15 protein-coding genes are annotated in these 18,273 nt (G+C 71.9%); 11 read left to right on the forward strand and 4 right to left on the reverse strand.

Annotated features, from left to right (window positions below; all coding sequences use genetic code 11):
- The first annotated feature begins 8 nt into the window (after positions 1-8).
- The 6 genes from OG828_RS08585 to OG828_RS08610 all read left to right on the forward strand — a co-directional run bounded on the left by OG828_RS08585 (position 9) and on the right by OG828_RS08610 (position 5,996).
- On the forward strand, positions 9-1,211 hold the full coding sequence (locus OG828_RS08585; RefSeq protein WP_328504824.1) for a thiolase family protein: 1,203 nt from the start codon (positions 9-11) through the stop codon (positions 1,209-1,211).
- 130 nt (positions 1,212-1,341) lie between these two features.
- Complete coding sequence (gene pcaH / locus OG828_RS08590; protein ID WP_328437364.1) at positions 1,342-2,115, forward strand: protocatechuate 3,4-dioxygenase subunit beta; 774 nt, start codon at positions 1,342-1,344, stop codon at positions 2,113-2,115.
- Between the two features lie 6 nt (positions 2,116-2,121).
- Positions 2,122-2,727 (forward strand): protocatechuate 3,4-dioxygenase subunit alpha, encoded by a 606-nt coding sequence (gene pcaG, locus OG828_RS08595; RefSeq protein ID WP_328500695.1) that lies wholly within the window; start codon positions 2,122-2,124, stop codon positions 2,725-2,727.
- Positions 2,724-4,019: a 3-carboxy-cis,cis-muconate cycloisomerase gene (gene pcaB / locus OG828_RS08600; protein ID WP_328500696.1), complete on the forward strand. Its 1,296-nt coding sequence runs from the start codon at positions 2,724-2,726 to the stop codon at positions 4,017-4,019. The genes pcaG and pcaB overlap by 4 nt, the downstream gene beginning before the upstream one ends.
- Positions 4,016-5,134 (forward strand): bifunctional 3-oxoadipate enol-lactonase/4-carboxymuconolactone decarboxylase PcaDC, encoded by a 1,119-nt coding sequence (pcaDC, locus tag OG828_RS08605; RefSeq protein ID WP_328500697.1) that lies wholly within the window; start codon positions 4,016-4,018, stop codon positions 5,132-5,134. Before pcaB ends, pcaDC begins: the two co-directional genes overlap by 4 nt.
- 70 nt (positions 5,135-5,204) lie before the next feature.
- The gene (locus OG828_RS08610; RefSeq protein ID WP_328500698.1) at positions 5,205-5,996 is read left to right on the forward strand and encodes an SDR family NAD(P)-dependent oxidoreductase; all 792 of its coding nucleotides are present in this window, start codon (positions 5,205-5,207) and stop codon (positions 5,994-5,996) included.
- Positions 5,997-6,070: 74 nt separating this feature from the next.
- Here the strand turns inward: OG828_RS08610 and OG828_RS08615 are convergent, their stop codons facing one another.
- Positions 6,071-8,755: an ATP-binding protein gene (locus tag OG828_RS08615; RefSeq protein WP_328500699.1), complete on the reverse strand. Its 2,685-nt coding sequence runs from the start codon at positions 8,753-8,755 to the stop codon at positions 6,071-6,073.
- A gap of 181 nt (positions 8,756-8,936) precedes the next feature.
- Here OG828_RS08615 and OG828_RS08620 point away from each other — a divergent pair, with 181 nt between their 5' ends.
- The 3 genes from OG828_RS08620 (at position 8,937) to OG828_RS08630 (ending at position 12,426) form a co-directional block, all read left to right on the forward strand.
- Positions 8,937-10,208 carry an MFS transporter gene (locus tag OG828_RS08620; protein ID WP_328500700.1) on the forward strand — a complete coding sequence of 424 codons (1,272 nt, stop codon included), beginning with the start codon at positions 8,937-8,939 and terminating at the stop codon, positions 10,206-10,208.
- A 4-nt stretch (positions 10,209-10,212) separates the two neighbouring features.
- On the forward strand, positions 10,213-11,367 hold the full coding sequence (locus OG828_RS08625; RefSeq protein ID WP_328500701.1) for an anhydro-N-acetylmuramic acid kinase: 1,155 nt from the start codon (positions 10,213-10,215) through the stop codon (positions 11,365-11,367).
- Between the two features lie 69 nt (positions 11,368-11,436).
- The gene (locus OG828_RS08630; RefSeq protein WP_328352045.1) at positions 11,437-12,426 is read left to right on the forward strand and encodes a DUF2510 domain-containing protein; all 990 of its coding nucleotides are present in this window, start codon (positions 11,437-11,439) and stop codon (positions 12,424-12,426) included.
- A gap of 155 nt (positions 12,427-12,581) precedes the next feature.
- Here OG828_RS08630 and OG828_RS08635 read toward each other — a convergent pair whose 3' ends face one another.
- Positions 12,582-13,199 carry a TetR/AcrR family transcriptional regulator gene (locus tag OG828_RS08635; protein WP_328352048.1) on the reverse strand — a complete coding sequence of 206 codons (618 nt, stop codon included), beginning with the start codon at positions 13,197-13,199 and terminating at the stop codon, positions 12,582-12,584.
- Between the two features lie 216 nt (positions 13,200-13,415).
- Between OG828_RS08635 and OG828_RS08640 the strand changes: the two genes are divergently transcribed.
- Positions 13,416-14,216 (forward strand): phosphatase PAP2 family protein, encoded by an 801-nt coding sequence (locus tag OG828_RS08640; RefSeq protein ID WP_328500702.1) that lies wholly within the window; start codon positions 13,416-13,418, stop codon positions 14,214-14,216.
- Complete coding sequence (locus OG828_RS08645; RefSeq protein WP_328352054.1) at positions 14,213-15,163, forward strand: hypothetical protein; 951 nt, start codon at positions 14,213-14,215, stop codon at positions 15,161-15,163. The genes OG828_RS08640 and OG828_RS08645 overlap by 4 nt, the downstream gene beginning before the upstream one ends.
- A gap of 15 nt (positions 15,164-15,178) precedes the next feature.
- Here the strand turns inward: OG828_RS08645 and OG828_RS08650 are convergent, their stop codons facing one another.
- Positions 15,179-16,030 (reverse strand): phospholipid scramblase-related protein, encoded by an 852-nt coding sequence (locus tag OG828_RS08650; protein WP_328352057.1) that lies wholly within the window; start codon positions 16,028-16,030, stop codon positions 15,179-15,181.
- Between the two features lie 180 nt (positions 16,031-16,210).
- Positions 16,211-18,262 carry a phosphocholine-specific phospholipase C gene (locus OG828_RS08655; protein WP_328500703.1) on the reverse strand — a complete coding sequence of 684 codons (2,052 nt, stop codon included), beginning with the start codon at positions 18,260-18,262 and terminating at the stop codon, positions 16,211-16,213.
- Positions 18,263-18,273: the final 11 nt, after the last annotated feature.

Genomic DNA, 18,273 nt, shown 5'->3' on the forward strand with positions numbered 1-18,273 from the left:
AGTCCGCAGTGAAGAACGTGTACATCGTCGACGCGGTGCGCACGCCGATCGGCCGCTACAACGGCGGTCTGGCGAGCGTGCGCCCGGACGACCTGGGCGCCCACGCCATCCGCGAACTCCTCGCCCGTACACCGCAGTTGGATCCGTCGCGGATCGAGGACGTCTGTTTCGGCAACGCCAACGGCGCGGGTGAGGAGAACCGCAACGTCGGCCGCATGGCCGCGCTGCTGGCCGGACTGCCGACGTCCGTGCCGGGCGTCACCGTGAACCGGCTCTGCGCGTCGGGTCTGGAAGCCGTGATCCAGGCGGCCCGCGCGATCGCCCTCGGGGACGCGTCCATCGCCGTGGCCGGTGGTGTGGAGTCGATGACCCGGGCGCCGTATGTGCTGCCGAAGTCCGACAAGCCGTTCCCGGCCGGGCACGCCGAGCTGTACTCGACCACGCTCGGCTGGCGGATGGTCAACCCGAAGATGGAGCCGCAGTGGACGGTTCCGCTGGGCGAGAGCGCGGAGCTGATCGCCGAGAAGCACAAGATCAGTCGTGAGCAGCAGGACGAGTTCGCGTTGGCCTCCCATCAGAAGGCCGCGCGCGCCCAGCAGGCGGGGCTGTTCGATGCCGAGCTGGCCCCGGTGCCGGTCCCGCAGCGCAAGGGCGACCCGATCGTCTTCGGCGCCGACGAGTGCGTCCGCGCGGACGCCTCCCTGGCCGCGATGGCGAAGCTGAAGCCGTCCTTCCGCACCTCCGAGGGCACGGTCACCGCAGGCAATGCGTCCCCGCTCAACGACGGTGCGGCGGCGCTGCTGCTCGTGGACGAGGAGGGGCTGAAGGCGACGGGGCGCGAGCCGCTTGCCCGGGTCTCCGCGAGCGGCGTCAACGCGCTCGACCCGCACTACTTCGGGCTCGCCCCCGTCGAAGCGGTGACGCGTGCGCTGGCCAAGGCGGGTAAGGGGTTCGGGGATCTGTCGGTTCTGGAGCTGAACGAGGCGTTCGCGGCGCAGGTGTTGGGGTGTGTTGCCGAGTGGCCCGAATTCGATCCGGGGATCCTCAATCCGCAGGGTGGGGCGATTGCGCTGGGGCATCCGCTGGGGGCGTCGGGGGCGCGGCTTGCGGGGACGGTTGCGCATCAGCTTCGCCGGGCGGGGAGGGGGGTTGGTGTCGCCACGTTGTGCATCGGCGTTGGCCAAGGTCTCGCCCTCGTTCTCGAGCGATAGGTCCTGCCAGTACATGTCGTTTGCGGGCTGCGGGCCGGTTGTGGCTGGTCGCGCAGTTCCCCGCGCCCCTAAAGGCGCGATCGTTCCCCCTTACTTTCACGAGACCGTCAGGAACTCCCAGGAAATCCCTATGACTCTCACCCAGCACGACATCGACCAAGAAATCGCCGCCGAGCACGCCGCCTATGAGAAGCGTGTTGCCGACGGGGCTCCCGTCGAGCATCAGCCGCGCCGTGACTATGCCCCGTACCGGTCCTCGGTTCTCCGGCATCCGAAGCAGCCGCCGGTCGCCATCGACGTGTCCCAGGATCCGGAGCTGGTGGAGTTGGCCTCCCCGGCCTTCGGGGAGCGGGACATCACCGAGGTCGACCATGACCTGACCCGGCAGCACAACGGTGAGCCGATCGGTGAGCGGATCACTGTTTCGGGGCGGTTGCTGGACCGGGACGGGCGTCCGATCCGGGGGCAGCTGATCGAGATCTGGCAGGCCAACTCGGCGGGCCGGTACGCGCATCAGCGTGAGCAGCATGACGCGCCGCTGGATCCGAACTTCACGGGTGTGGGGCGCACGCTGTCCGACGACAGCGGGTTCTACTCGTTCACCACCATCCAGCCGGGGCCGTACCCGTGGCGTCAGCACCTCAACGCCTGGCGGCCGGCGCACATCCACTTCTCGATCTTCGGGTCGGCGTTCACGCAGCGGCTGGTGACGCAGATGTACTTCCCGAGTGATCCGCTGTTCCCGTACGACCCGATCATCCAGTCGGTGACGGACGACGCGGCCCGGCAGCGGCTGGTGGCGACGTACGACCACAGCCTGTCGGTGCCGGAGTTCTCGATGGGCTACCACTGGGACATCGTGCTCGACGGACCGAACGCCACCTGGATCGAAGAGGGACGCTGACCCACGATGACGAAGATCGACACGAGCAATCCCGAGGCCGTGCTCCCGACCCCGTCGCACACGGTCGGCCCCTTCTACGGTCATGCCCTGCCCTTCCCCGGCGGCGGCGACATCGCGCCGATCGGCCACCCGGACACCATCGCGCTGCAGGGATATGTGCTGGACGGGGAGGGCAAGCCGCTGCCGGACGCGTTCGTGGAGCTGTGGGGCGCCGACCCGGACGGCGATGTGCCGCAGGTCGACGGTTCGATGCGGCGCGACCCGGCGAGCGGTGGATTCCTGGGTCGTAACGGCGTGGAGTTCACCGGCTGGGGGCGGATCCAGACGGACGCCAGCGGCCACTGGAGTGCGCGGACGCTGCGGCCCGGGGCGCGCGGGCGCAGTGCGCCGTACATCAGTGTGTGCGTCTTCGCGCGCGGGCTGCTGGTGCATCTGTTCACCCGGATCTATCTGCCGGGCGACGAGGCCGCGCTGGCCGCCGACCCGCTGCTGGCGCGGCTGGACCAGGACCGACGCGACACGCTGATCGCCACGGACGGGAGCAACGGCACATACCGTTTCGACATCCGCCTTCAAGGCGAAGGCGAAACGGTCTTCCTGGAGTTCCAGTGACAGCTGCCGAACCCGACACCGGCCTGCTCGCCCCCGGGTGGGCAGGCTCCCCCGCCGCGAAGGCCACCGGCGACGGCGCCTATCTGACGGCTCTGCTCGACGCGGAAGCCGCGCTGACGCGCGCCCAGGCCGCGCTGGGGCTCGCCCCGGAGGAGGCCGCTGACGCGGTGACGGAGGCGGCGGATGCCGGGCGCTTCGACGTGACCTCGATCGCCGAGCGGGCGCGGGGCGGCGGGAATCCGGTCATCCCCCTGGCCGCGGATCTGACCAGGGCGGTCGGCGAGGAGTACGGCCCCTACGTGCACCGGGGTGCGACCAGCCAGGACATCATGGACACGGCGACGATGCTCGTCGCCGCCCGCACCCTGGACCTCGTCCTCACCGACCTCGGCCGCACGGAGTGCGCGCTGGCCCGGCTGGCCGTCGAGCACCGTGACTCCGCGATGCCGGGACGGACGCTCACGCAGCACGCCGTACCGACGACGTTCGGGCTGAAGGCGGCCGGGTGGCGGTCGCTGGTGCTCGACGCACGGGACCGGGTGACCGCCGTACGGGACGGCCTGCCCGCACAACTCGGGGGCGCCGCCGGGACGTTGGCGGCCTTCGGTGCGTACGGAGCCGAGGACGCCCTGTCTCTCCCGGAGGCCTACGCGCGCGAACTCGGCCTCCAGGCGCCCCTGTTGCCCTGGCACACCCTGCGGACGCCCATCGCCGATCTCGCCGCATGTCTCGCCTTCACGGCGGGCGCGCTCGGCAAGGTCGCCGTCGATGTCCTCACCCTCTCCCGTACCGAGATCGCCGAGGTCGCGGAGGGCAGCGGCGGGGGCTCGTCCGCCATGCCGCACAAGGCCAATCCGGTACGGTCCACCCTCATCGCGGCCGCCGCGCGCCGGGCACCTCAGCTCGCCGCCACGCTGTACGGGTCGCTGGCGGCGGAGGACGAGCGGCCGGCCGGGGCCTGGCACGCCGAGTGGGAACCACTGAGGGAGCTGCTGCGCTTGGCCGGCGGGGCCGCCCGGGATGCCGTGGAGCTGGCCGAGGGGCTGCGGGTCAGGCACGATGTCATGCGCGAACACCTTGATCTCACCCATGGGTTGATCGTCTCGGAACGGCTCTCCGCCGAGCTGGCCCCGGTGCTGGGCCGGGCCCGCGCGAAGGAACTGCTCACCCGGCTGGCGTCCGAGGGGCGCCCGCTCGCCGAGGCACCGGAGCTGCGGGACGTCGACCTGGACCCGACCCACTACACCGGCTCCGCCGGAGCCCTCACCGACCGCGCTTTGGAGCGACGTTGAAACTCCTCAACCACCTTGTCGAAGGCCCCGCTTCCGCACCCCCGCTGCTCCTCGGACCCTCGGTCGGCACCTCGTACGCCCTGTGGGACAAGGTCGCGCCCGAGCTGTCCGTCACGCATCGGGTGATCCGCTGGGATTTGCCTGGGCAGGGCGGCTCGGCGGCCGATCTGATCGCGGCGGGGGCGACCATAGGTGATCTCGCCGACCTGGTGCTGGCCCTCGCCGACTCGCTCGGCATCGAGCGGTTCCGTTACGCGGGTGTCTCGATCGGCGGTTCGGTGGGGCTGCATCTCGCGGTGCACCACCCCGAGCGGGTGGAGTCCCTCGCGGTGATCTGCTCGTCCTCCCACTACGGCGGCTCCAAGCCGTGGGAGGAACGGGCCGCGCTGGTGCGGGCCGAAGGGGTGGCGGGGCTCGCGGAGAGCGCGAACGAGCGCTGGTTCACGGCGGGGTTCACCGTGCCCCGGCTGGTCCAGGACATGCGGGACAGCGATCCGGGCGCGTATGCCGCGCTCTGTGACGCGCTCGCCGCCTTCGACATCCGGGACCGGCTGCCCGAGATCTCCGCACCCACCCTGCTGATCGCCGGTCGCGAGGACACGGCGACGCCGCCCGCGCATCTGCGGGAGATCGCGGACGCGGTGCCGGGTGCCGCGCTGGTGGAGATCCCCGGTGCCTCGCATCTGGCGCCCGCCCAGTGCCCCGAGGCGGTGCTCACCGCCCTGCGCGCGCATCTCGGCGGTTCCGCCCCGCGCGGCATGGAGGTACGGCGCGAGGTGCTCGGCGACGCGCACGTCGACCGGGCGCAGGACCGCCAGACCCCCTTCACCGCCCGCTTCCAGGACTTCATCTCGCGCTACGCCTGGGGCGAGATCTGGACCGACCCGACGCTCTCGCGCCGCGAGCGCAGCATGATCACGCTGACGGCGCTGGTCGCCCACGGGCACTACGACGAGCTGGCCATGCATGTGCGGGCGGCGCGGCGCAACGGGCTGACCCCGGAGGAGATCGGCGCGGTGCTGCTGCAGACCGCGGTGTACTGCGGGGTGCCGGCGGCGAACTCGGCCTTCGCGGCGGCCCAGCGGGTGCTGGCCGAGGAGGACGAAACCGGCTGAGGGTGACCCTGCCGGTCGTAGCCTCAACGGCATCAAGCAGATGCCCGGTCCCTGTGCCTACGGTGGAGGCATGTCCACCATCCTGATCACCGGCGCCACCTCGGGTCTCGGCCGGTACATCGCCTTCGAACTGGTCCGCTCCGGACACCTGGTCCTGGCCCACGGCCGCGATCCGGGTCGTACGGAGCGGCTGGTCGCCGAGCTGCGCACGGAGGGCGCCGCCGAGGGGTTCGTCGCCGATCTTGCCTCACTGACCCAAGTGCGCGACCTGGGCGCCCAGGTCGCCGCCGCCCACCCCGAGCTGGACGTGCTGATCAACAACGCCGGCGTGGGCTCAGGGCCGCGCGGCTCCGGACGGGAGCTGAGCGCCGACGGCCACGAACTGCGGCTGGCGGTCGACTACTTGGCGCCGGTCGAACTGACCCGCGCCCTGCTGCCGGTGCTGCGCACGAACCCGCCCGCCCGGATCGTCAACGTCGGGTCCGCCGGCCAGGAGCCGCTCGACTTCGACGACCCCGAGTTCACCCGCGGCTACGACGGTTTCGCCGCATACTGCCGCGCCAAGTTCGCACTAGCCGCCCATACCTTCACGCTCGCCGAGGAACTCGACGGCACCGGCGTGTCCGTCAACGTCCTGCACCCCGCGACCTTCATGGACACGGCGATGGTCCGCGAGGGCGGCATCGCACCGATGAACTCGATCGCCGACGGAGCCCCCGGCGTACTGGCACTCGCCACACAGGACCCGGGCACGGGCGGCTACTTCGACGGAACGCGCCCGGCAAGGGCGAACGCGGCGACGTACGACCAGGAGGTACGCAAGCGCCTGGCGGCGGTCACCGACCAGTTGTTGCGCACCTGAGCGCCCCGTAGGGGCGCGGGGAACTGCGCGACCAGCCACGACGGCGCCGCAGCCGACCGACGGCCGCGGAACGCTCACCGCAACCCGCGTCCCGTCTCCAGAACCTCCCGCGCCTGGGCCACCAACCCATCGGCCCCGCACGAACGCGCCAGCGCCAAGCCCCGGTTCAGCTCGGCAACGGACCGCGCAGCGATGCCGTACTCGACACGAGCGGCCGCATGCTCGTACTGGCACGGCGAAGCCTCCAGGTAGGCGACCGCCTGGGCCGCGAGCCGGACCGCGCGCTGGCCGGTCTCCAGGGCGGCGGCGCAGCGCAGGGCCTCGCCGATGGCCGTGTCCGTGCCGAACCGCTCGGCCTGGCGGCGGGCCTCGGAGGCGAGCCGGGCGGCGCGGACCGGGTCCTCGGTGGCGAGGGCCCGGGCCAGGTCGACCGCCCAGGGGACCATCACCGGGTTGTGGTGGCCCCGCGCGGTCGCCGCCTTCTCCGCGGCCTCCAGCTCGTTGATGCCGTCCTTCGTGCGGCCGGTCGCCAGCAGGAGACGGCCGCGTACGGAGCGTGGGTCGGGGATGACGATGGTGGACGGGTAGGGCGGACCGAAGCCGTGCTGCTCGGCGATCGACCAGGCCTCGTCGACATGCCCACGGGCGAGCAGCGTGTCGACGAGGTTGCAGGTCGCCGTCCAGTACAGGGGCAGCCCGCGGCCCACCCGCTCGGCCAGCCGCAGCCCTTCCCGCAGAGATGTCTCCGCCTCCCTGAGCCGGCCCCTTCTGCGGTGGCCGAGGCCGACGTAGGCGTGCGCGAGGGCGAGGTGGCCGCCGCTCCAGCCCGCGGACTCGTAGGCGCGCAGGCCCTCCGTGTACAGGGCGTCGGCGCGGTCGAGGCGGTCGGTGTAGGCGTACGAGTTGGCCAGCATCAGCAGCAGTTCGAGGCCCCACTCGGTGTCGGTCCAGCCGAGTCCGGGGGCGAGCCGGCCGTTGACGAGGGAGCGGTCGCACAGGTCGACGACCTCCTCGGCGTTCTCGCCGTGGGTCATGGCGTCGAAGCCGCGCAGCATCAGCAGGGCACGCTCGGAGTTGTCCTTGCCGGTGCAGGTCGCGGCGAGCCCGGCGAGCCGCTCGGAGCGGCCCGGGGTGGTCGTCTCGCCGGCGTAGATGCCCTCCCACATGTACTGCACGGCTTGCAGGCGCAGCTTGGCCGGGCCCTCCTCGTGCCGGGCGGCTTCCGCCTCGACCGTGCGGACGGCCTCCTCCAGCTGGTCGTTGTGGAGGAGCGCCTGGGAGAGCCGGAAGACGGCGTCCACGCGTTCGGCGCCGTCGAGGCCGGGCATGGCGAGCGCGGACTGGAGGTGGTGGATGGTGGTGGCGGGCGCGGTCAGCAGGGTGGCACAGCCCAGTTCGTAGAGCACGCGCGCGTGGACCTCGGGCAGCGGCGGCTCCACCAGGGCGCGGTCCAGGCAGCGGCGGGCCGCGTCGGGGGCGCCGACGGCGAGGTGTTCGCGGGCCGCCTCGCGCAGCTGCTCGACGACTTCCTCGTCGTCGTCCGGGTGGACCAGGAGAAGATGCCGGGAGGCCGCCGCGGCGCCCCGGCCGGAGTCGGTGACGACCTGGGCGGCGATGCCGTGCATCGCGGTGCACAGGGCGGGCGGGATGGAGTTGTAGACGGCGGTCGCGATCAGCGGATGCACGAACTCCAGGCCGCTGTCGCCGACGCGGGCGGTCGCCGGGTCGGGTTGGGTGAGGATGCGGGCGTTGCACAGCAGTTCGGCGCAGCGCACGGCCTGGTCGTGGCTCATGGTGGCGAGCCGGGCGACCAGGTCCACGGAGATGTCCGCGCCGAGGATCGCGGCGGCCCAGGCGAACCGGGTGGCGTCCACGCCGAGTCCTTCCAGGCGGGCGACGAGGCCGCCCCCGCGGGCCGAGCGGTTCAGGGCACGCAGTTCGGCGGCCCGGGCCTCGACGGGTTCGAGTTCGCTGTCCTGGACCTTGGCGAGGAGTTCTACGGTCTCGTACGGGTTGCCGCCGGTGACGGCCCAGACCTCGCGGCAGAACGGGGCGTCGGCGTGCGGGCCGACGGTGGCGCGGGTGAGGCCCGCGGTCGCGTCCGGGGTCAGGGCGCTCAGGTTGGTGACCGGTGCGCCCGCCGCCGCGGCGACCGCGTCGAGGTAGCGGGCGCTGTCGGCGGCGACCTCGCCGGGGCGGCGGGCCACGACGACGAGGACGGACAGGTCGTCGAGGCGTTCGGCGAAGGCGGCGAGCCAGCGCAGGGTCTCCTGGTCGGCCCAGTGGGCGTCGTCGATCAGCAGCACGAGCGGCCAGTCGCGCCGGGCCAGCCGGCGCACGGCGGCGACCAGGCCGTCGCACACGCCCTGCGGGTCGGCATGCCGGTCGCCCGGGTCCGTGATGCCCAGGGCGGGGCCGGCGATGTCGTACCAGTCGCCGAGGTATTCGCGTGCCTCCTCCGGCATCAGCGACACCAGCGCGGGCTGCAGCAGTTGTCGTACGACGTTGAAGGGGACGGACTTCAGGGTCTCGCCGCCGCGGGCCGACCAGACCGTGCAGCCGCGTGCCTCGGCGATGCGGCGGGTCTGGGCCAGCAGCGCGGTCTTGCCGAGTCCGGCCTCGCCGCGGAACACCAGGAGGCTGCCCGAGGACGAGCGGTCCGCGCGCAGGGTGGTGAGCGCCTCCTCCACGGCGGCGATCTCCCGGTCGCGCTCCCACAGGGGAGCCGAGGCGGCCGCCGTTGGCCGTACCTCCGTCATCCCGCTACCTCCCCAAGTCGCCCGAACGACGTACCGAACCCGAGCGTAGCCCTCCGGTCGGCGCGGTGCGGGCGGGTCCGGGGAGCAGTTCCCGTCACGGGTGACAGTGCGGGCTCGCGGGCGACGCGAACGGCGTGCCACCTGCTGTTGTGAAGGTAACGGACCGTCAATACTCGTGGGAATGAAGGTGACTTTCGAGGAGCGGGGCACCGGCCGGTCCCGGCGGGCCCTGGTGGCGGGCTCGGTCGGGAATTTCATCGAGTGGTACGAGTTCGGGGTCTACGGCTACTTCGCGACGATCATCGCGGCGCGCTTCTTCACCCCGGAGGGCGGCAGCGAGGCCGAGGCGCTGGTGAAGACGTACGCCTCCTTCGCGCTGGCGTTCTTCTTCCGGCCGGTCGGCGCGGCCCTGTTCGGCCGGCTCGGTGACCGGATCGGGCGCCGGCCGGTGCTGATCCTGGTGATCGTCCTGATGACGGGGGCGACGACGCTGATCGGGGTGCTGCCGACGTATGCCACGGTCGGGGCGCCGGCGCCGTGGCTGCTGACCTTCCTGAGGGTGCTTCAGGGGCTGTCGGCGGGCGGGGAGTTCGGAGGTGCGGTGTCGGTGATGACGGAGTTCGCGCCGCCGGGCCGGCGCGGGCTGTACGGGTCGTGGCAGTCGTTCACGGTGGCGCTGGGGCTGCTGGGCGGGGCGGGTGCGGCGGCGCTGCTGGCCACGGTACTGACGGAGGATCAGCTGGGCGACTGGGGGTGGCGGCTGCCGTTCCTGCTGACGCTGCCGCTGGGTCTCGGGGCGCTGTGGCTGAGGCTGCGGCTGGACGAGACGCCGGCGTTCCGGGAAGCCGTGGAGCGGACGAGTCCGCCTCCGCGGGAGGTGGCGCGGGCCGTCGCGCTGGGCGCCGGGCGGATCATGGGCTGGGCGGCGGCCGGCTACACCTTCCTGGTCGTGCTGCCCTCCTATCTGCAGAGCACGCTGGACGCGACCTTCCAGCAGGCGCTGATCGCCACGGTGCTGGCCAACCTGGGCTTCGCGCTCACGATCGTCCCTGCGGGGCTGCTCAGCGACCGGGTAGGGCGGCGGGCGGTGATGCTGACGGGGGCGGTGCTGGTGGTGGTCCTCGCGGTGCCGCTGCTCAACCTGCTGCAGGACGCGGGGACTTCGAACGCGGCGAAGGGCGCGGCGGTGCTCGGTGCCGGTGCCGTGGTCGGGCTGATGGCGGGGCCGGGCCCGGCGATGCTGGCGGAGATGTTTCCCACTACCGTGCGCTACACGGGTCTGGGGCTCGCCTACGCCCTGTCGAATGCGGTGTTCTCGGGGTGTGCGGGGCTCATCATCACGGAGACCGTCGAGCGGACCGGGAACGTGGACGTCCCGGCGTACTACGCGGCGGCGACGTGCGGGGTGAGTGTCCTGGCCCTGCTCACGCTGCCTGCGAGGAAGGCGAGTTGAGACGATGCGGGTGATCGGCCTGATGTCGGGCACGTCGTACGACGCCATCGACGCGGCGGTGGCCGAGCTGGACCTCGTCGGGGACACGCTGGTGCTGAAGCGGCTCGGGATGGTGAGCGAGCCGTACGACGCGGAGCTGCGGGACGCGCTCGCGGCGGCGCTGCCGCCGGGTGCCGTCACGATGGCGGAGGTGTGCCGGCTGGACACGCGGATCGGGCAGGCGTTCGCGGCGGCGGCCGTGCGGGCCGACCGTGAACTGTGCGAGGGGCGGGCCGAGTTGGTCGCCTCGCACGGGCAGACCGTGTACCACTGGGTGGCGGAGGGGCGGGTGCACGGCACGCTTCAGCTCGGGCAGCCCGCCTGGATCGCCGAGGCGACCGGGCTGCCGGTGGTCGCCGACTTCCGGCCGCGCGACATCGCCGCCGGGGGCCAGGGCGCGCCGCTGGTCGCCCTGGTCGACCGGCTGTGGCTGCGCGGCCGGCCGGGGACGCCGGTCGCGCTGAACATCGGGGGCATCGCCAACCTGACCGCCCCTGACGGGACCGCCTTCGACACCGGTCCGGGGTGCGCGCTGATCGACGCGGCGGCGCGGGGGTTCAGCGGCGGACGTCTGGAGTACGACAGGGACGGGGCGCTGGCGGCCCGGGGCCGGGTGCACCATCTGCTGCTGGAGCGGCTGCTGGCCGAGCCGTACTACGCGCTGCCCGCGCCGAAGACGACCGGCAAGGAGCTGTTCCATCTCCGCCATCTGCACGAGGCGCTCGCCGGGCTCGGGACGCTGCCCGCCGAGGACGTGCTCGCCACGCTGACCATGCTCACGGCCCGGACGGTCGCCGACGCCGTGCGCGGGGTGGGCGCCACGGAGGTGATCGCCTCGGGTGGCGGGACCCGCAATCCGGTGCTGATGAGGAGGCTCGCCGAGCTGCTGCCTGGGGTGGCCGTCGGCACCTCCGACGAGCTGGGGCTGCCGTCGGACGCGAAGGAGGCGTACGCGTTCGCGGTGCTCGGGTTCCTCACGGTGCACGGGCTGCCGGGCACGGATCCGGCGGGCACGGGCGCACGGCACGCGCGCGTGCTCGGTTCGGTGACGCCCGGCCGGGACGGACTGCGCCTTCCGGCGCCGGCGGCCGAGTCCCCCGTGCGACTCGTCCTGAAATAAGCACGCTCGCACCTGTTCCGGTCCCGGGCTTCTCATCCGTCTTTCACCGACGCCTCATACGGTGGGGGCATGACGCAGGAGACTCCTCCCGGCTGGCACCCCGACCCCGGGCAGACAAGTGACGGTCCTCCCACCGAGCGCTGGTGGGACGGCAAGGCATGGACGGACCAGACCCGCCCGGCGGGGTCGGGCGCCGCTTGGGGTCCCCCGACGCAGCCGCAGCCCGGCGCCGGGGGCGCGTTTCCGGCCTACCCCGCGTATCCCGTGCAGCCTCCCGCCGGTGCGCGGCGCGGGCTGCGGACCGGGATAGCCGTCGCGGTGGCGGCCGCGGTCCTCGCGAGCATCGGCGTGGGCGTGTACGCGCTGTCCAAGGACGACGGCGGAGGCGGCAGCGCAGCGGGCTCGCCGCAGGCCCCGGACGGACAGGGCGGGCCGGGCGGACAGGGCGGTCCCTTCGGTGACGGCGGGTCGGGTGGCTCCGGCGGTGCCTCGCCCTCACCCTCGCCCGAGGGGTCCGAGGCGCCGAAGATCGACAGCGGTTCGGTGACCGATCCGATCAGCGGGATCAGCATCCCCATTCCCGACGGCTGGTACGGCCAGCAGCTGTCGGTCGGTGCCTCGGTCACCTCGGACGCCTCGTACAAGTGCCCCGGCGACACCTCCGCGTCCTGCACCAAGGGCGGCGCGTACTCGGCGCCCGCCCTCGTGCTCGGCACCGAGGGCAGCACGGCCGAGCAGGTCGCCAAGGCGGACATCGCGGAGAACGCCGAGCAGTCGTACGGCGGCAAGTCCTACGGCAAGATCACCTCGCACCCGGTGCTGGCCTCCAGGGCCGTCACCGTGGCCGGGCAGAAGGGCTACCAGGTCCGCTGGAAGGCGGTCACCAGCAAGGGCTCCGACGGCTACGTCGAGTCGCTCGCCTTCCCCTCGCCCGCGAACCCGCAGCAGATCGTCGTCGTCCGGCTGGGCGTGGACGTCAGTGAGAAGCAGACCGTCCTCGACGAGATCGCCAAGGGCATCAAGGCGGCGTCCGGCGGTGGCAGCGGCCAGGACGTGTGAGCCGCTGCTCCGTGCCCCGGACATGAGTCGGCCGAGTGGGGCGCCCTCCGCTCAAAGGGCACCCCACCCGGCCGGGGGGTGCGCGCCGCCCCCGTCCCCACGGTGCGGCGCGGACAGGTCACCGTCCAGTCATCCCATGGACGGCGGCCTGGGTCTCAGGTGAGGCCGAGTGACGGGAGCACGGCGGCCTCCACGAATCTCAACAGATACTCCGGGTCGGCGGATTCCCCCTCGAGTACCGGTCGTACGCGCTGGACGCCGAACATCTGCGCCGCGACATACGGCAGCGCAGGATGGTCGGCCGCGACCTCGCCCCGCTCGACCCCACGCCGGAGGATCTCCTCCAGCGCGGCGACCTCCGGCTCGACGAGCGCCTCACGCAGCGCCTGCTGAAGCTCCTTGTCCTGCATGACGGCGTGCCCGAGCGCCTGCATCAGCGTGGTGGCGTCCTTCGTCGACCACTCGGCCGCGGCACGCGCGACCTCGCGCAGGTCCTCGGCGAGTGATCCGGTGTCGATGCCCGCGAAGCGGACCTCGCGGTTCGAGCGCAGCGCCGCCGCCACGAACTGGGGCTTGGTCTTCCACTGCCGGTAGAGCGTGGACTTGCTGCACCGGGTGCTGGCGGCGACGCCGTCCATGGTCACGGCGTCGTATCCGCAGCTGCGGATCTGTTCGAGCACGGCGTCGAAGAACTCCTGCTCACGCTCGGGCGTCAGTTTGGAGCGGCGCGAGGCGACGACCGTCTCCGGTCCGTCCGCGGCCTGCGACGTCATGGACTCTTCTCCTCGCTCGTCGGCGGCGCCCCGAGGGGCCTGCACTCCAGTGTGGCGTACGTCTATCGATACGTCACTGTACCGGTACTCCGTCGTATCGGTACAGTGACGTATCGAAACGGTCTAGTATCGGCACCGAGGCGTATCGGTACATGGCCGTATCGGTGAGCCACCCGCTCCACCCACAGCACCACGTCAGCGAGAAAGGGCCGGGGGATGAATGCCCGCACCGAGCCTGCCGAAGCGGAGTCCGACGCGATAGCGCGGCCGCCGCTCGTCCGTGAGCTCCTGCTCGTCGCAGGGCTCTTCCTCGTCTACAAGCTCGGCCGCATGCTGGCGACGGGCCACACCGGCGAAGCCTTCCGCAACGCACACCACGTGTGGGACCTGGAACGAGCGGTGCGTCTCCCCGGCGAAGGCACGGTGCAGTCCCTGCTGCTCCACGACGGCACGCTGGTGCACCTCGCGAACACCTACTACGCCACCGTCCACTTCCCGGCCACCGCGGCCTTCCTGATCTGGCTGTATCTCCGGCGCCCGGCGCACTACGTCTGGGCCCGCCGGATCCTCGCCGCGGTCACCGCCGCCGCGCTGGTGGTGCACCTCGCGTTCCCGCTGGCCCCGCCGCGCATGCTGGCCTCAACCGGCCTGATGGACACCGCGCACGTGTACGGCCCGTCGGTCTACGGCTCACCGCGGACGGACACCCTGTCGAACCAGTTCGCGGCGATGCCCTCGCTGCACTTCGGGTGGGCGCTGATGGTGGCGATCGGCCTGATCGTGGCGACCCGCTCGCGCTGGCGCTGGCTGTGGCTGCTGCATCCGATGCTGACGCTGCTGGTGATCGTGGGCACGGCCAACCACTACTGGCTCGACGCGATCGTGGCGGCGGCGATGCTCGGACTGGCTCTGGCCATGATTCATCTGCCGCACCGGACCCGGACGACCGCCGGACGCGGTCAGCCCGCGGCGCTCGCGCCCGTCGACGAGCACGTCCTGGTGGGGGCCGGACGATGAGCGGCGGCACGCTGGTCGCCGTCGTCCTGTCCCTGTTCTCCGCCGTCGCCTACGCGTCCGCGGCCGTCGCCCAGGAACGGCTGGCCTCCCGCACGAAGGGGGCGAGCCTGCTGCGGCTGCTCGGCACCGGCGCCTGGTGGTCCTCGGTCGCGCTCAACGCGGCCGGCGCGGTCATGCACGTCGTGGCGCTCCGGTACGGTCCGCTGACCGTCGTACAGCCGCTCGGTGCGCTCACGTTGGTCGCCGCGGTGCCGATGGGGGCGCGGATGGCCGGGCGGCGGGTCAGCGCGGTGGAGTGGCGGGGCACGGTGTTCACGCTCGTCGGGCTGGCCACGATCCTCGTCGTGGCGGCGTCCGGGTCCGAGCCTGGCCAGGTGCTGAGCATGCCGGAGGCGCTGGCGGTCGCGGGTGTGAGTGTGACGCTGATCGGCCTGCTGGGGCGTCCGGGCGACCGGTCGGGGCTGCGGCACGCCGCCGCGTCCGGCTTCGCCTCCGGGGTCGGGTCCGCGCTCACCCAGACGGTGACGGTCGCCGCCACGGACGGTACGGGCCCGCTGCTCAGCTGGCAGGTGATCGGGGTGGCGCTGCTGGTCGCGGTCTTCGCCGTCGGCGGGTTGCTGTTGTCCCAGTTCGCCTACCGGGGCGGCCTGGGTGCCCCGCTCGCCGTGGTGACGCTGGCCAACCCGGTGGCCGCCGCGGTGATCGGGCTGTCGCTGCTGGGCGAGGGGCTGCGGGGCGGCGCGCTCGGTGTGCTCGTCGCGCTGGCGGGAGCGGCGCTGGCGTCCTGGGGTGTGGTGCTGCTGACCCGGGTCACTCCCGAGAACCACCCGGTGGCCGCCGTACTCGCCCTGGAGCCCGAATCGGCGTCACTGGAACCCGCGTTGGTGCCGGCAGCCCCGGCGTCGGTGCCCCGGCAGCCTGAACCGGGGCACCTGACACCGCTGTGAGCACGTGCGGGTACGTCAGCCCAGGCCGCGCTTGTCCTGCTTGAGCGCCGTGTCGACGGTCAGCGCCGTCGCGACCACGAGGCTCAGCAGGGGCTCGGGCAGCTGGTAGTGGACCTGGAGGACGTAGTTGTCCGCGGTCGTGAACATCGTCTTGGCGAGGCCTTCCCAGGTCTTGGTGATCCGGGCGACCTCGTTGTCGGCGTGGTCCACGATGGCGAAGTTCCAGGCCCGCCAGTTCTCCGCCTTGATCGCGCCGGCCTGCTGGCCGTTCACGATCATCGCGAAGTTGATCTTCCCGAAGACGTTCTGCTGGACGATCTCACCGACCGGCTGTCCGTCCGGACGGGTCACGATCACCCGGGACTTGATGAACTTGCGCGGCCGGGTCAGCAGCAGCACGGGCTGCCCGTAGGCGTCCCGGATCTCCAGCTTGTGCGTCATGTACTGATCCAGGCTGGCGACGAAGCGCAGCGCCTTCTTCAGCGCGCTCTGCCCGACCTGGACGACCGAGCCGAGCTGGTTGCCGTGCTGGTCCATGACCTTGTACTCGTTGGTCAGCTCGATCAGCTTGGCCTTCTGGTTCACCACCAGGACCGGCTCGGTGAACAGGGTGCCGCCGCCGGAGCCGCCCCCGGCGACTCCGGCCTGCTGCTGCACCTGACGCTGCACCCGCGGATCCTGACCGGCCTGTTGCTGCGGCTGCTGCACCGGAGCGGCCTGCTGCTGCGGCACCGGCCCGGCGTGCTGCGCCTGTTGGTCCGGCGCGGTGTGCTCGGTCCACTGCGCCCCGTCCCAGTAGCGGAGGGTCCGGGGCGCTCCGTGCGGATCGGCGTACCAGCCTGCAGGTGTGTTCGAATGCGTGGTCACCGGGGCACACTACCCCGAGCACACCAGCACGTGACCAACCCCTGCTATCCGGTATGCATCAGGCCTCACTCGGGTCTGCCTCGCAATGTCCTCGCCGGTCACCCCGGCTGACCTGCTTTTCTGCTGGGGGTCCGGGGGTTATCCCCCGGAAAATGCAGCACCGCCCCATTGCAGTGACGGTCATTCGGTGATGACGGCCGGGTCGCTCACCCCAGGACGTCCGGTCTCGACCCGTCCGGCGAAGCGCCGCAGGAACGCGGAGTCGGAGGCGGACGTGACCGTCAGGTCGTACCACTGCCCGCTCGCCCCGAGGTCGAAGCTGTGCCGCACGGTGGCACCACGCCGCACCACAAACCGCTTCGTCCGGCCGCTGTAGCCGTCGGCGACCTTCAACTCCACCGTCGCGGAGCCCTTGTTGGTGAAGGTCAGCTCGAGGTCGCCGCCCCTGTGCCGGGCGGTGACCTCGGGTCCGGCGGTCTTGTTCGCGCCCTTGAAGGCGCGCACGAAGCCGTTCGGGCCGTGCACCGTCAGGTCGTACGAGCCGCTGGAGTACGCCGAGTTCCAGGTGTCCGCGATCGACTTGCCCGCCTCGGTGGTGTACATCCACGGCCCGTCGGTGCGGTTGCCGGAGGTGACGTGGAAGGCGCCGCCCGCCTTGGCGCCCGTGGCGAAGGTGAGCGTGAACTTCCCGGCCGCGGTGTCGGCCGAACCGTCCACGTACGGGGCGTACTTGAGCGGCCGGGACCGGCGCAGACCGCGCTCCTGCTTGGGCAGGCGCGAGTCGGCGGGCGGGGTGGGCTTGTAGTCGGGGTGGCGCTCGCGGTCCGGCGGCTCGTAGCCGTCGGTGTCCGGCAGGCCGACGGGGCGCGGGTCCTTGCGGGAGAAATCGAACGCGGAGGTGAGGTCACCGCAGACGGCCCGGCGCCACGGCGAGATGTTCGGCTCGCGCACCCCGAACCGGCGCTCCATGAACTGCAGGATCGAGGTGTGGTCGAGGGTCTCAGAGCAGACGTAACCGCCCTTGCTCCAGGGCGAGACGACCAGCATCGGCACGCGCGGGCCCAGGCCGTACGGGCCGGCCACCCGGTTGGCGTCGCCCTTGTAGAGGTCGGGCTCCACGTCCACCGTCGACTTGCCCTGCGCTGCGGACTTGGGCGGGAGCGGCGGTACGACGTGGTCGAAGAAGCCGTCGTTCTCGTCGTACGTGATGAACAGCGCCGTCTTCGCCCAGACCGCGGGGTTGGAGGTGAGCGCGTCGAGGACCTGGGCGATGTACCAGGCGCCGTAGTTCGAGGGCCAGTTGGAGTGCTCGGAGAAGGCCTCGGGGGCGGTGATCCAGGAGATCTGCGGCAGCTTGCCGGCCTTGACGTCGGCCTTCAGCCGGTCGAAGTAGCCGTCGCCGTTCTTCACGTCGGTGCCGGTGCGGGCCTTGTCGTACCAGGGGTCGCCGGGCTTGGCGTTGCGGTACTTGTTGAAGTACAGCAGGGAGTTGTCGCCGTAGTTGCCGCGGTAGGCGTCCTGGATCCAGCCCCAGGAGCCGGCCGCGTCCAGGCCGTCGCCGATGTCCTGGTAGATCTTCCAGGAGATCCCGGCCTGCTCCAGGCGCTCGGGGTACGTGGTCCAGCCGTAGCCCAGCTCGTCGTTGCCGAGGACCGGGCCGCCGCCGGTGCCGTCGTTGCCGGTGTAACCCGTCCACATGTAGTAGCGGTTCGGGTCGGTCGAGCCGATGAACGAGCAGTGGTAGGCGTCGCAGATGGTGAACTTGTCGGCGAGCGCGTAGTGGAACGGGATGTCGTCGCGGGTCAGGTACGCCATGGTGGTGGAGCCCTTCGCGGGCACCCACTTGTCGTACTCGCCCTCGTTGTACGCGGCCTGACCGTCCGGCCAGGAGTGCGGCAGGCCCTCCAGGAACTGCATGCCGAGATCGTCGGCGTCCGGGTGGAAGGGCAGCAGGTCCTTGGTGCCGTCCGACTGGTACCAGATGGACTTGCCGTTCTGCTGGGTCACGGGCCGCGGGTCACCGAAGCCCCGGACGCCTCTGAGCGCACCGTAGTAGTGGTCGAAAGAACGGTTCTCCTGCATCAGGACGACGATGTGCTCGACATCCTCGATCGACCCCGTGCGGTGGTTCGCGGGGAGCGCGGCGGCGCGCTCGATGCTGCTCGACAGGGCGGCGAAGGCCGTGGTGGCGCCCGCCACTTGGAGGAATCGGCGCCGGTTGACTTCAGGCATGGGTGAGGGAC

The organism is Streptomyces sp. NBC_00457 (assembly GCF_036014015.1).
In the GTDB taxonomy this organism is placed as follows: domain Bacteria; phylum Actinomycetota; class Actinomycetes; order Streptomycetales; family Streptomycetaceae; genus Streptomyces.